This is a genomic window from Pseudomonas sp. AP3_22 TE3818 (genome assembly GCF_053628995.1).
Genome location: NZ_JBRJHL010000001.1, coordinates 1,382,996 through 1,397,198, shown reverse-complemented (window position 1 = coordinate 1,397,198; position 14,203 = coordinate 1,382,996). Strand labels below are relative to the sequence as shown.

5 protein-coding genes are annotated in these 14,203 nt (G+C 65.2%); 3 read left to right on the top strand and 2 right to left on the bottom strand.

Annotated features, from left to right (window positions below; all coding sequences use genetic code 11):
- The first annotated feature begins 34 nt into the window (after window positions 1–34).
- The 3 genes from AB7M25_RS06505 to AB7M25_RS06495 are packed head-to-tail and all read left to right on the top strand — an operon-like array spanning window position 35 to window position 4,423.
- Entirely contained in the window at window positions 35–1,756 is a 1,722-nt protein-coding gene (locus AB7M25_RS06505) for a type I secretion system permease/ATPase (protein WP_429389420.1), read from the top strand.
- 7 nt (window positions 1,757–1,763) lie between these two features.
- Complete coding sequence (locus AB7M25_RS06500) at window positions 1,764–3,098, top strand: HlyD family type I secretion periplasmic adaptor subunit (protein WP_429518970.1); 1,335 nt, start codon at window positions 1,764–1,766, stop codon at window positions 3,096–3,098.
- Window positions 3,095–4,423 carry a TolC family outer membrane protein gene (locus AB7M25_RS06495; protein ID WP_454237089.1) on the top strand — a complete coding sequence of 443 codons (1,329 nt, stop codon included), beginning with the start codon at window positions 3,095–3,097 and terminating at the stop codon, window positions 4,421–4,423. The genes AB7M25_RS06500 and AB7M25_RS06495 overlap by 4 nt, the downstream gene beginning before the upstream one ends.
- Before the next feature lie 161 nt (window positions 4,424–4,584).
- Here the strand turns inward: AB7M25_RS06495 and AB7M25_RS06490 are convergent, their stop codons facing one another.
- A complete protein-coding gene (locus tag AB7M25_RS06490) occupies window positions 4,585–6,420 on the bottom strand; it encodes an O-linked N-acetylglucosamine transferase, SPINDLY family protein (RefSeq protein ID WP_454237088.1) in 1,836 nt (611 codons plus the stop codon).
- An 82-nt stretch (window positions 6,421–6,502) separates the two neighbouring features.
- Window positions 6,503–13,924 (bottom strand): beta strand repeat-containing protein, encoded by a 7,422-nt coding sequence (locus tag AB7M25_RS06485; protein WP_454237087.1) that lies wholly within the window; start codon window positions 13,922–13,924, stop codon window positions 6,503–6,505.
- Between the last annotated feature and the right edge of the window lie 279 nt (window positions 13,925–14,203).

The window sequence follows — 14,203 nt, the reverse complement described above, 5'->3', positions numbered from 1 at the left end:
TCTTTTCCAATGCTTTTTTCATCTTTCGGACTTTATGCGATTCTTCCTAGATCCCCAGCGAGATATTGATGCCGCGCTGCTACGTTATCGTCGACTGTTCGGCGTGTTGGCACTGTTCAGCGGGGTGATCAACCTGCTGATGCTGGTCCCGTCCATCTACATGATGCAGGTTTTCGACCGCGTCCTGACCAGCCGCAATGAAACCACGCTGTTGATGCTCAGCCTGATCCTGCTCGGGTTCTTTGCCCTCGGCTGTGTGCTGGAGTGGGTGCGCGGCCAGGTGATGATCAAGATGAGCGCCGGCCTGGACACTCAGTTGGGCGAGCGGGTATTCGATGCGGCGTTCGAGCGTAGCCTGAAGGAGCACAGCGCCAACCCGGCCCAGGTGCTGAGCGATTTGAACAGCATCCGGCAGTTCGTCACCGGTCCGGCGCTGATCGCCATCTTCGATGCGCCGTGGCTGCCGATCTATGTCATCGCAACGTTTCTGTTCCATCCCTGGCTTGGGGTGTTCACGGTCATCGGCTCGCTGATCCTTGCCGGGCTGGGCGTCTGGAACGAACTGACCACCCGCAAAAGCATGAGCGAAGCCAACCGTTTGTCCGTGGCGTCTTCCAGCTACGTGAACAGCACCTTGCAGAACGCCGAGGTGATTCAGGCGATGGGCATGCTCGCGCCCTTGCGCCAGCGCTGGTTCAACGTACAGCAGCGGGTCATTACCGAGCAGGGTGAGGCCAGTGACCGCAGCTCGCGGATCGCTGCGCTGTCACGCTTTGTGCGCATGACCTGGCAATCGCTGGCCCTTGGCCTGGGGGCCATCCTGGTGATCGAGAACCAGATTTCCGCCGGGGTGATGATCGCCGTGTCGGTATTGCTGGGACGAGCCATGGCGCCGGCCGAAGCGCTGATCGGTTCGTGGAAGCAGATGGGGAACGCCAAGAGCAGCTACGAACGCTTGAACCGCCTGCTCAACGAATTCCCCAAGGCCGCGCCAGGCATGCCCCTGCCGGCACCGACCGGGGCCCTGAGCATCGACCGCCTGGTGATCACCCCGCCGGGCATGCATAAGCCCGCAGTCAACGGCGTGACCATCAGCCTGGCCAAGGGCGAAGTACTGGCGATCATCGGTCCGAGCGCATCGGGCAAGTCTTCCCTGGCACGCGCCATGGTCGGCATCTGGACCGCCAGGCAGGGCTCGGTACGCCTGGACAGCGCCGAGATCGGCCAGTGGTCGCGTGCAGCCCTCGGTCCGCACCTGGGTTACCTGCCCCAGGACATCGAGCTGTTCGATGGCAGCATCGCCGAAAACATCGCGCGCTTCGGCGAGGTGGACCCAGGCAAGGTCATCGCCGCGGCCCAACTGGCCGGTATCAACGAGATGATCCTGCACTTCCCCAAAGGCTATGACACCTTGCTCGGGACTGGCGGACTGGGGTTGTCCGGCGGCCAGAAGCAGCGCATCGGCCTGGCCCGCGCGTTGTATGGCCAACCGGCGCTGGTGGTGCTCGACGAACCCAACTCCAACCTCGACGATGCCGGTGAAGCGGCGCTGGTGCAGGCCGTGCGCAAGCTCAAGGCCGAAGGCTGCACCGTGGTGCTGGTCACCCACAGGCCGAGCATTCTCGGCGCGGTCGACAAACTGTTGTTCCTCAAGGACGGCGTACAAACCCTGTTCGGCCCGCGTGACCAGGTGCTCAAGACCCTGGTGCCTGCGACACCGGTAAAAGCCGTCGAACCCCGCAATCAAGAAGCCTGAGGCGTCAATGCAACCCAGTTCGAACGACATTTCGACCCCCGAGAACAAGCCCGATGCGGATGCCGCGGGCATTGCCAGGATCGGCGTGTGGTTTTTGCTCCTGAGCCTCGGCGGGTTCCTGCTCTGGGCCTGCCTGGCGCCGCTTGACCGCGGCGTGGTCGGTAGCGGCACAGTGGTGGTTTCCGGCGAGCGCAAGACCGTGCAGTCACGCAATGGCGGCACGATCGACAACATCCTGGTCCGTGAAGGCGACCAGGTGCAGCAGGGGCAAGTGGTGATGCAGCTCAATACCGTCCAGGCCAAGTCGCAACTGGATGTCGCCCTGGGCCAGTGGCTCGGCGCCCGCGCCGTCGAGGATCGGCTGACGGCCGAACGCCTGAACCGCGACACGGTACAGTGGTCCGCAGCATTGCTGGCCCGTGCCAGTGACCCGCGCGCCGTCGCGGCGATGGAGCTGCAAGGCTATCTGTTCGCCACCCGCCGTGCCGAACTGGCCAGCCGCATGCAAATCAGCCGGCACGAAATAGCCTCGCTCAAAGAACAGCTCCAGGGCTTCGAAGAGATCAAGCGCAACCACGCCGTACAGCTGCAATTCCAGGAGCAGGCGCTCAAGGGGCTGCGGGAACTGGCCCGTGAAGGTTATCTGCCACGCAACCGGCTGTTCGAAGCGGAAAGCAGTGCGGCGCAACTGGGCGCCCAATTGGCTTCGAGCGTTTCCGACATCGGCCGTACGCGCCAGGCGATCAATGAAAGCGAGCTCAAGGCGCTGCAACAGGGGCAGGTCTTTCGCAGCGACGCCGAGTCGCAATTGACCCAGGTCGTGGCGCAGACCTCGAGCCTGATCGACCAGATCAAGTCGTTGGAATTCGAAGTCAACAGCGCCGCCATCGTCGCGCCCGTCGCCGGCCAGGTAATGGGCATGACCGTGCACACCGTCGGCGGCGTCGCACCCGCGGGCCAGCGCCTGATGGACATCGTCCCGCAAGGCTCAAGCTGGGTGGTCAAGGCGCAATTCCCGCCGATGATGGCCGACCGGCTCAAGCCGGAGCTGCCGGTCGATCTGCGTTTCGGTTCGTTGCAACGGGTCCACACCCCGGTGATCGTCGGCAAGGTGCTCACGGTATCGGCCGACCAGTTGATCGACGAACACACCGGTTCGCCCTACTTTTCGGTGGAGGTCTCGGTCAGCCCCGAGGCGATCATCCATCTGCGCGAGCTGGGCCTGGATGTCAAGCCAGGCATGCAGGCCGAAGTACTGGTCAAGACCGGCGAACGCACCCTTGCCAATTACTTGATGCAGCCGGTGACCGAGCGTATGGCCGGGGCTTTCAAGGAAGAATGACCGTGTCCGTACGCATCGCCTTGCTACTCTCCGTGTTCTGCTCGTGCCGGCTGCTGGCGGCTGAAGCGCCGTTGTCACTGGTCGCCCTCTACGACGCCTCGCGACTCAACGATGCGACCTACCAGGTGGCCAACCATGACTTCGAGGCATCGCGCCAGGAAGAGGCTATCGGCCGCAGCGGCTTGCTGCCGCAGGTCGCCATCAACTCACGCTACGGCCAGGGCGGCCAGTTCGAAAAGCAGTCCCGGGCCAATAGCCAGGAGGACCAATACGCTTCCGACAGCATTGCCCTGTCGGTCATCCAGCCGCTGTTCGACAAAGGCCGCTGGGCCTCCTACGAGCAGGCCAAGGCGCGTGGGCAGTTGGGCGAAGTCCAGCACGAAGGCGCCGACCAGCAGCTGTTCGATCGCGTGGTGCAGGCCTATTTCGATCTCGCCCAGGTGGAAAACGAACTCAAGCTGACGATCCAGCAGAAAGCCTCGGTCGAAGAACTGGCCAAGCAATCCCGGCGCCTGTTCGAAGCCGGTGAAGGCAGCATCACCGACCTTGAAGAAGCGCAAGCCCGGCTCGATTCGATCCGCGCCCAGGAAATCCAGTTGCAGGCCCAGCATCGTGCGGCCCTGCGCAAGCTGGCGGGTCGCGCCGGGATTACCGTCAGCGAGATCCCGCAGATGCAGGAGCAGGCACCGGCCGCCGCCTTGCTTGCCCCCGAGCAGGACCTCGACTATTGGCTGATCAAGGCCGACCAGGCCGCGTCTACACTGGGCGTCAGCCGTGCCTCGATCAAAGTGGCCGAAGCCAACCTCAAGCAGCAGAAGGCCGGGCACTACCCGACCGTGGCGCTGAGCGGCCGGCTGGCGCGGGTCGGCCAGAGCGACCTCAACGAAACGACCCAGCGCCAGTCGACATACTACGTGGGCGTCGTCATCGATATCCCGCTGTACCAGGGCGGCGGGGTCAGCGCTTCTTCCGAAAAAGCCCGCGCTGCCCTGGAGAGTGCCCGGTCCGGCTATGAGGTCCAGCTCCAGCAAATGAACGAGGACCTCGAGCTCAACTACCTGGGGGTGGTGGCGGGCTTTGAGAAGATCAAGGCCCTGGTGACGGCCGTGCGCTCCAGCCAGACCGCCCTGAAATCCGCGGAAAAAGGCTATGAGGCCGGCGTGCGCTCGACAGTCGACATCCTTGACGCCCAACAGCGCCTGTTCTCCTCCAAGCGTGACCTGCTCGATACCAAGCTGGCGATGCTGCAAAGCTATGTCAACCTGCACACCCGCACCGGCCAGATGACCCGTAACGAGCTGGAAAAGGTCCAGGGGTTGTTCTGATCAACTGATCAACTGACCAACTGATCGACCGATCGACTGATTAACTGTAGGAGCGAGCTTGCTCGCGATGGTCGTAAACGATAACGCGTGTTTACTGACTGAACGCGGCGCTCTCAAGTCCATCGCGAGCGAGCTCGCTCCTACAGAGGACAGCGACAGCATCAGACCCGGCCCGGCGCCACACTGCTGATCGCGTCCTCGAAATCCCTGACGAAGCGTGGTGTGTCGAACAGCGCCGAGTGCTCGCGGCCCCGGTGCAGACGCTCACGCAAGCCGGGCAACAAGTCCGCCCGGGTCGCCAGTTCGACGGCACGCTCTTCGTACTCGGCCAGCGAGGTGGTGATCAGCTCCGGCAGGTCCAGCGCAGTCAGCAGGCTGCCGGCCATGCGCGAGGCAAAAGTACGTCCCGAGCGGGTCAGTACCGGCAGGCCCATCCACAGGGCATCGTTGGCCGTGGTCCCGGCGTTGAACGGATACGCGTCGAGGAACAGATCCGCGGCACTGTAGCGGGCCAGGTATTGCGCCGGTGCGACCCGCGGGGCGAACAGCAGGCGTGCCGGATCCACGCCATGCGCCTCGGCCCTGGCACAGAGGTTTTCCTGGGCCCACTGGTTGTCGGCCAACAGCCACAACACACTGTCCGGGGCGCGCTGCAGAATACGCATCCAGCAGTCGAACACTTCTTCGTTGAACTTGTAGTTGTTGTTGAACGAGCAAAACACGAAACGCTCTTGTGGCAAGCCGCACTCGGCGCGGGTCGGCAACGCCGCAACAGGTCGCTGGCGGTCGCTGCACTGGTAGATCTGCGCCAGGTACAGCGGTGTTTCACTGTAGTACGCCTTCTCGCTGTCGGGGATCAGGTAGCGATCGGCGATCACATAATCGATGCCCGGCAGGCCGGTCGACCCGGGAAAGCCCAGGTAGGTCATCTGCACCGCAGCCGGACGGTATGCCGGAATGTCCGGACGGGCCCCGGACGTCAGCCCGTGCAGGTCGATGAGGATGTCGATCTCATGGTTGCGGATGCATTGCGCGGCAGCGGCGTCATCCATGGCGTCGATGCGCACGAAGTGATCCATGGCCTGCCTGACCCGCTCGCGCAGGGCCGAGCCGTCTTCGCGGCTCCAGCAAAAACCGTACACCTCGAAGCGCTGCCGATCGATCAGCTCGAACAGCTCCACCGTCAGCAACGACACCGCATGCAGGCAGAAGTCCGAAGACAGGAAGCCGATGCGCAACTTCTGGTGGCCATAGCCCTGGGCCGAAGCCAGGGCGGGTACCCGTACATTGACCCGCTCCTTGACGAAGTGCACCGCGGCGGCCAGTTGCAGGCCGGGGTCATCGCTGCCGGCGAGCAGCGCCAGGGGCGAGGACGCCTTGAGCAGGTCGCCACGGGTCAAGCCTGCCGGCGGCTCATAGACCGGCCACACGCATTGTTTCTGGCGCAAGTGCACCCAGTGCTGAATCACCTTGGGTTGATTCGGGTCGGCTTCCAGGCTGGTGCGCAGAATGGCTTCGGATTTCTGCAACTGCCGGGTTTCCTCGAACAGGCGGCCCAGGTTGTTGCAGGTCATCAGGTACAGCTCGCGGCTTTGCGTGGCGTCGACCATGCGGTCATCGAGCATCGACTGCCAGATGGCCAGGGCCTCCTGCGGTTTGTTCTGACGCTCCAGCAGCGTCCCCAGGTTGAACCACGCCTGGGCGAATTCCGGGTTCTGGGCAATGGCGGCGCGATAGGCTGCCTCTGCGGCCTCGATCTGCCCCAGTTGCGACAGCGTGGCCCCCAGGTTGAACTGGATAATGTAATTGACCGACGAATGGCAGTGCTGCAGCCAGCGCTGGTAGAGCGCCGCGACATCGGCAATGCGCTGCGCGCCATTGAGCCGGTCTGCGGTTTCGAGCAACTTCATCGGTTCCAGAGCGATACCCTCGGCCAGCTGCAGGGCTGCGGCCAGCACGACATCGAGGTTCGGGCTCTCAAGATTCTGTCTAAGCATTTGCGCGAAGTTCTCTTCCAATAAAAAAATACCGAGCTCTTTCGAGCCCGGTATCGGATCAGTCAAGGTTTACCACTGAAACTCAGTGAATCCAAGTCTGCACATCGGTTGCGACCAACAACTGGACGTCGCCGTCGTTGAACACGTTGTAGCTGGCGCCATCGACCGTGGTGGTCCCCGCCGCCTGCCACTGGCCACTGTCGCCAGTGATGTTGACCGTGTCGTTGTGGTCACCGTTGACGATCATCTGCACCGGTGCTGCGGCACCGCTGGCCACATCCACCTGGCCAGCCTGGCCGAGCTTGGCGACTGCCTCGGCATCGACGGTCAGTACGCTGGCCTTGCCACCATCGGCCGCCAGATCGATTGCACCCAGGGAGTGAGCTTCGACTGCCGGCGAATCCAGCTTGGTCAGGTCCAGGGACTGATTGCCATTGGCGTCGGTGCGGAACCAGACGTCGGCGATCGTATGGCTCTGGCCATCGCTGGTTTCGAAGCTGCTGTCCAGACCGATCAGGTTGCCATGGTTGAGCTCGGCGGTCTTGGCCACATCCAGGTTGAACTGGGTAATGCCCAGCTCCTTGAGGGTGTGCATCTCGCCCTTCTCACTGACGCCATCGTTGTTCGCATCGACCCAGACTTGCAGCGCCGCGAACAGCTGGTCCGCCCCGTTGACCGCACCGTCATGGTTGCTGTCCAGGCTGACGAGGGCCTCGAAGCCGTCCTTGGCCAACGAACCGTCCGGCAGACGGAACGAGGAACCGAACAGCTCGGAGCCATCGTTGACCTGGCCATCGCCATTGAGGTCAAGCGCCAGCAGGCCGTCACCGCCAGCGGTCCAGCCGGTGGTTTCCTTGTGGCCGTCGGCATTGAGGTCGAACTTGACGCCATTGCTCAGGTGAGTGGTCTGCACGCCATCGCCGTTGAGGTCCAAGACCAGCGGCGTGGACAGGGCCAGCGCGTCGATCTGGGTAGCGCTCATCGCCTGCAGTTGCGCCGTGGTGAACGAATCAACCTGGGTCATCGACAGGTGCGACAGTTGCGCCGTGGTCAGGACTACGGCTTGCGCCGTGGTCAGGGCCGCGACTTGCGCCGTGGTCAACGCCGCCATGTCGGTGGTTTCGATCGCCACGATCTGCGCGGTGGTCAGGGCCGCTATATCGGCGGTTTCCAGGGCGCTGATCTGGGTCGGCTTGAGGGCCGCGATCTGCGCCGTGGTCAGGGCCGCGACCTGGGCAGTGGTCAACGCTACCAGTTGGGCGGAAGTCAGCGCGCCGATATCGGCAGTTTCGATGGCCGCCACTTGCGTGGTGGTCAAGGCTGCGACCTGGGCGGTGGTCAGGCCCGCCACCTGGGCGGTGGTCAGGGCCACCACCTGGGCGGTGGTCAGGGCAGCCGTCTGCGCGGTGGTCAGACTTGCAGTGTCGCTCACTGTCAGCGCGGCAATGTCCGCGGTTTCAAGTGCCGCCACTTGCGTGGTGGTCAAGGCCGCCGCTTGCGCGGTGGTCAAGGCCGCCACCTGGGCAGTGGTCAACGCCACCACCTGGGCGGTGGTCAGCGCAGCGACATCGACAGTCTGCAGAGCGCTGATCTGGGTCGCCTTCAGGGCCGCCACCTGGCCAGTGGTCAGTGCAGCGACCTGTGCAGTGGTCAACGCTACCAGCTGGGCAGAAGTCAGCGCACCGATGTCGGCAGTTTCGATGGCCGCCACTTGTGTGGTGGTCAATGCTGCCACTTGCGCCGTGGTCAGCGCTGCGACTTGGGCCGTGCTCAGGGCCACCACCTGGGCGGTGGTCAGGGCCGCCACGTCAGCGGTCTCCAGGGCCGCGACCTGGGTCACCTTCAGGGCCGCCACCTGGGCCGTGGTCAACGCCGCCACCTGGGCGGTGGTCAGGGCGACAACGCTGGCGGTGGTCAGCGCACCGATATCCGCGGTTTCCATGGCCGCCACTTGCGTGGTGGTCAGGGCAGCCACTTGCGCCGGTTTCAGCGCGGCCACCTGGGCCGTGGTCAACGCCACCACCTGGGCGGTGGTCAGGGCAGCGGCCTGCGCGGTAGTCAGGGCCGCGATGCTGGCGGTGGTCAATGCGGCGATGTCGGCGGTTTCAATGGCCGCCACTTGCGTGGTGGTCAGCGCAGCCACTTGGGCGGTGGTCAGTGCAGCGACTTGTGCCGTGGTCAATGCCACCACCTGGGCGGTGGTGAGTGCCGCCACGTCAGCGGTTTCCAGGGCGCTGATCTGGGTCGCCTTCAGAGCCGCCACTTGGGCTGTGGTCAACGCCGCCACCTGGGCGGTGGTCAGGGCCACGACGCTGGCGGTGGTCAGCGCACCAATATCCGCGGTTTCCATGGCCGCCACTTGCGTGGTGGTCAGGGCAGCCACTTGGGCCGGTTTCAACGCGGCGACTTGTGCCGTGGTCAGTGCCACTACCTGAGCGGTAGTGAGTGCCGCCACGTCAGCGGTTTCCATGGCCGCGATCTGGGCCGTGGTCAGCGCAGCGACTTGGGCCGTGGTCAGCGCAGCGACCTGGGCCGTGGTCAGGGCCACGACGCTGGCGGTGGTCAGTGCGGCGACATCCGCGGTTTCCATGGCCGCCACTTGCGTGGTGGTCAGGGCAGCCACTTGCGCCGGTTTCAGCGCGGCCACCTGGGCCGTGGTCAACGCCACCACCTGGGCGGTGGTCAGGGCAGCGGCCTGCGCGGTGGTCAGGGCCGCGACGCTGGCGGTGGTCAATGCGGCGATGTCGGCGGTTTCAATGGCCGCCACTTGCGTGGTGGTCAATGCGGCCACTTGCGCGGTGGTCAGCGCAGCCACCTGGGCGGTGCTCAGGGCCACCACTTGAGCCGTGGTCAAGGCGGCCACGTCGGCGGTTTCCAGGGCAGCGACCTGGGTCGACTTCAATGCCGCAACCTGCGCCGTGGTCAGTGCAGCGACCTGCGCAGTGGTCAGGGCCACGACGCCGGCGGTGGTCAATGCGGCGATATCAGCGGTTTCCATGGCCGCCACTTGCGTGGTGGTCAGGGCAGCCACCTGGGCCGGTTTCAGCGCGGCCACCTGGGCGGTGGTCAGGGCCACCACCTGGGCGGTGGTCAGGGCAGCGGTCTGCGCGGTGGTCAGGGCCGCGATGCTGGTCGCTGGCAAGGCAGCGATGTCCGCGGTTTCGATGGCCGCCACTTGCGTGGTGGTCAATGCAGCCACTTGCGCAGTGGTCAGCGCTGCGACTTGTGCCGTGGTCAATGCCACCACCTGGGCGGTGGTCAGGGCCGCCACGTCAGCGGTTTCCAGGGCGCTGATCTGGGTCGCCTTCAGGGCCGCCACTTGAGCCGTGGTCAGTGCAGCAACCTGGGCAGTGGTCAACGCTACCAGTTGGGCTGAAGTCAGCGCGCCGATATCGGCAGTTTCGATGGCCGCCACTTGCGTGGTGGTCAGGGCCGCCACCTGGGCGGTGGTCAGCGCCGCGACTTGGGCCGTGGTCAGTGCCACCACCTGGGCGGTGGTCAGGGCCGCCACGTCAGCGGTTTCCAGGGCCGCGACCTGGGTCGCCTTCAGGGCCGCCACCTGGGCGGTGGTCAACGCCGCCACCTGGGCGGTGGTCAGGGCCACGACGCTGGCGGTGGTCAATGCGGCGATATCAGCGGTTTCGATGGCCGCCACTTGCGTGGTGGTCAGCGCAGCCACTTGCGCCGGTTTCAGCGCGGCCACCTGGGCCGTGGTCAACGCCACCACCTGGGCGGTGGTCAGGGCAGCGGCCTGCGCGGTAGTCAGGGCCGCGATGCTGGCGGTGGTCAATGCGGCGATGTCGGCGGTTTCAATGGCCGCCACTTGCGTGGTGGTCAGCGCAGCCACTTGGGCGGTGGTCAGTGCAGCGACTTGTGCCGTGGTCAATGCCACCACCTGGGCGGTGGTGAGTGCCGCCACGTCAGCGGTTTCCAGGGCGCTGATCTGAGTCGCCTTCAGAGCCGCCACTTGGGCGGTGGTCAACGCCGCCACCTGGGCGGTGGTCAGGGCCACGACGCTGGCGGTGGTCAGCGCACCAATATCCGCGGTTTCCATGGCCGCCACTTGCGTGGTGGTCAGGGCAGCCACTTGGGCCGGTTTCAACGCGGCGACTTGTGCCGTGGTCAGTGCCACTACCTGAGCGGTAGTGAGTGCCGCCACATCAGCGGTTTCCATGGCCGCGATCTGGGCCGTGGTCAGTGCGGCGACCTGGGCCGTGGTCAGCGCAGCGACCTGGGCCGTGGTCAGGGCCACGACGCTGGCGGTGGTCAGTGCGGCGACATCCGCGGTTTCCATGGCCGCCACTTGCGTGGTGGTCAGGGCAGCCACTTGCGCCGGTTTCAGCGCGGCCACCTGGGCCGTGGTCAACGCCACCACCTGGGCGGTGGTCAGGGCAGCGGCCTGCGCGGTGGTCAGGGCAGCGACGCCGGCGGTGGTCAATGCGGCGATGTCAGCGGTTTCGATGGCCGCCACTTGTGTGGTGGTCAATGCAGCCACTTGCGCGGTGGTCAGCGCAGCGACTTGGGCCGTGGTCAGTGCCACCACCTGGGCGGTAGTGAGTGCCGCCACGTCAGCGGTTTCCATGGCCGCGACCTGGGTCGCCTTCAGGGCTGCCACTTGGGCTGTGGTCAGTGCAGCGACCTGGGCGGTGGTCAGGGCCACGACGCTGGCGGTGGTCAGCGCACCAATATCCGCGGTTTCCATGGCCGCCACTTGCGTGGTGGTCAATGCTGCCACTTGGGCCGGTTTCAGCGCGGCGACTTGGGCCGTGGTCAGTGCCACTACCTGAGCGGTAGTGAGTGCCGCTACGTCAGCGGTTTCCATGGCCGCGACCTGAGCCGTGGTCAGAGCCGCGACTTGAGCCGTGGTCAGCGCAGCCACCTGGGCGGTGGTCAGGGCCACGACGCTGGCGGTGGTCAGCGCAGCGACATCGGCGGCCTGCATGGCCGCCACTTGCGTGGTGGTCAGGGCAGCCACTTGCGCCGGTTTCAGCGCGGCCACCTGGGCCGTGGTCAGAGCCACTACCTGGGCGGTGGTCAAGGCAGCGGTCTGCGCGGTGGTCAGGGCCGCGATGCTGGCCGCCGGCAAGGCAGCAATGTCAGCGGTTTCGATGGCTGCCACTTGCGTGGTGGTCAATGCCGCCACTTGCGCGGTGGTCAGCGCAGCCACCTGGGCGGTGCTCAGGGCCACCACTTGAGCCGTGGTCAAGGCGGCCACGTCGGCGGTTTCCAGGGCCGCGACCTGGGTCGACTTCAGTGCAGCGACCTGCGCCGTGGTCAGTGCAGCGACCTGGGCAGTGGTCAAGGCCACGACGCCGGCGGTGGTCAATGCGGCGATATCAGCGGTTTCGATGGCCGCCACTTGCGTGGTGGTCAGGGCCGCCACCTGGGCAGTGGTCAGCGCCGCGATTTGTGCCGTGGTCAGTGCCACTACCTGAGCGGTAGTGAGGGCCGCCACATCAGCGGTTTCCATGGCCGCGACCTGGGCCGGGGTCAGCGCGGCGACTTGTGCCGTGGTCAGCGCAGCCACTTGGGCGGTGGTCAGGGCCACGACGCCGGCGGTGGTCAGCGCGGCGACATCGGCGGCCTGCATGGCCGCCACTTGCGTGGTGGTCAGGGCAGCCACTTGCGCCGGTTTCAGCGCGGCCACCTGGGCCGTGGTCAAGGCCACCACCTGAGCGGTGGTCAGCGCAGCGGTCTGCGCGGTGGTCAGGGCGGCGACGCTGGCCGCCGGCAAGGCAGCGATGTCAGCGGTTTCGATGGCCGCCACTTGCGTGGTGGTCAATGCTGCTACTTGCGTCGTGGTCAGCGCAGCGACTTGTGCCGTGGTCAGTGCCACCACCTGGGCGGTGGTGAGTGCCGCCACGTCAGCGGTTTCCAGGGCGCTGATCTGGGTCGCCTTCAGGGCCGCCACCTGGGCCGTGGTCAACGCCGCCACCTGGGCGGTGGTCAGGGCCACGACGCTGGCGGTAGTCAGCGCACCGATATCGGCAGTTTCGATGGCCGCCACTTGCGTGGTCGTCAGGGCAGTCACTTGCGCCGGTTTCAGTGCGGCCACCTGGGCCGTGGTCAGTGCCACTACCTGAGCGGTGGTCAGGGCAGCGGCCTGCGCGGTAGTCAGGGCCGCGATGCTGGCGGTGGTCAATGCGGCAATGTCAGCGGTTTCCATGGCCGCCACTTGCGTGGTGGTCAATGCAGCCACTTGCGCGGTGGTCAGCGCAGCCACTTGTGCCGTGGTCAACGCCACCACCTGAGCGGTGGTCAGGGCAGCGACATCGACAGTCTGCAGAGCGCTGATCTGGGTCGCCTTCAGTGCAGCCACCTGGGCGGTGGTCAGGGCCGCCACCTGGGCGGTGGTCAGGGCCACGACGCTGGCGGTGGTCAACGCGGCGACATCCGCGGTTTCCATGGCCGCCACTTGCGTGGTGGTCAGCGCAGCCACCTGGGCGGTAGTCAGCGCGGCGACTTGTGCCGTGGTCAGTGCCACCACCTGGGCGGTAGTGAGTGCCGCCACGTCAGCGGTTTCCATGGCCGCGACCTGGGCCGGGGTCAGCGCGGCGACTTGTGCCGTGGTCAGCGCAGCCACTTGGGCGGTAGTCAAGGCCACGACGCTGGCGGTGGTCAGCGCAGCGACATCGGCGGCCTGCATGGCCGCCACTTGCGTGGTGGTCAGGGCAGCCACTTGGGCCGGTTTCAGCGCGGCCACCTGGGCGGTGGTCAATGCCACCACCTGGGCGGTGGTCAGGGCAGCGGTCTGCGCGGTGGTCAGGGCCGCGATGCTGGTCGCTGGCAAGGCGGCGATGTCAGCAGTTTCGATGGCCGCCACTTGTGTGGTGGTCAATGCAGCCACTTGCGCGGTGGTCAGCGCAGCCACCTGGGCGGTGCTCAGGGCCACCACTTGAGCCGTGGTCAAGGCGGCCACGTCGGCGGTTTCCAGGGCTGCGACCTGGGTCGATTTCAGTGCAGCGACCTGCGCTGTGGTCAGCGCTGCGACCTGGGCAGTGGTCAGGGCCGCGACGCTGGCGGTGCTCAGCGCGGCGATGTCAGCGGTTTCGATGGCCGCTACTTGTGTGGTGGTCAGCGCTGCGACTTGCGTGGTTTTCAGCCCGGCCATCTGAGCGGAGGTCAATGCCACGACCTGTGCGGTGGTCAGTGCGGCGGTCTGGGCCGTGGTCAGGCTGACGAGCGAGGCGACAGGCAGCACAGCGATATCCGCTGTTTCGAAGGCAGCGACTTGCGTCGTTGTCAGCGCAGCGATCTGCGTGGTTTTCAGTGCAGTGACCTGAGCGGTGGTCAGGGCTACGACCTGCGCGGTCGTCAGTGCCGGTACCTGCACGGTCGTAAACGCGGCAATGTTCGGCGCGGTGATGACCGCGATCTGCGCAACGGTCATCTGGGCGATCTGAGCGGTGCTCAAGGCAACAATGTCCTGGGTCGCAAGCCCGGCAATGGTGGTTGTACTCAAGGCAGCGACTTGCGCTGGGGTCAACGAAGAAATGAAGCTCATGGACGCATCCTGTGTAGGGGTCATTTACGGCGCTGCCAGCGTTGTCGCCGTAGCCTTGGGCGAAAATTTGGTAGCCCTCGTGTCATTAGCGACACATTCGGTAAAAACATTAAGACTGTTTTTTGATGGCTTTTTGCCTTTTATAAATTTTCAGTTATAAAAAAACTTTGTTTTATAGGCTCAGATAGTAAAGCATCGATATCATATAGCCACTATTCGTGGATTACGCCATTCCTTGCGAGCGACCAAGGGCACGCCCTTGTGCCGCCATGACCTTGA

Bases quoted from the DNA above. Each gene is read 5' to 3' on its own strand.
- AB7M25_RS06495 (WP_454237089.1), top strand. From the start codon at position 3,095: ATGACCGTGTCCGTACGCATCGCCTTGCTACTCTCCGTGTTCTGCTCG.
- AB7M25_RS06505 (WP_429389420.1), top strand. From the start codon at position 35: ATGCGATTCTTCCTAGATCCCCAGCGAGATATTGATGCCGCGCTGCTA.
- AB7M25_RS06500 (WP_429518970.1), top strand. From the start codon at position 1,764: ATGCAACCCAGTTCGAACGACATTTCGACCCCCGAGAACAAGCCCGAT.
- AB7M25_RS06485 (WP_454237087.1), bottom strand. From the start codon at position 13,924: ATGAGCTTCATTTCTTCGTTGACCCCAGCGCAAGTCGCTGCCTTGAGT.
- AB7M25_RS06490 (WP_454237088.1), bottom strand. From the start codon at position 6,420: ATGCTTAGACAGAATCTTGAGAGCCCGAACCTCGATGTCGTGCTGGCC.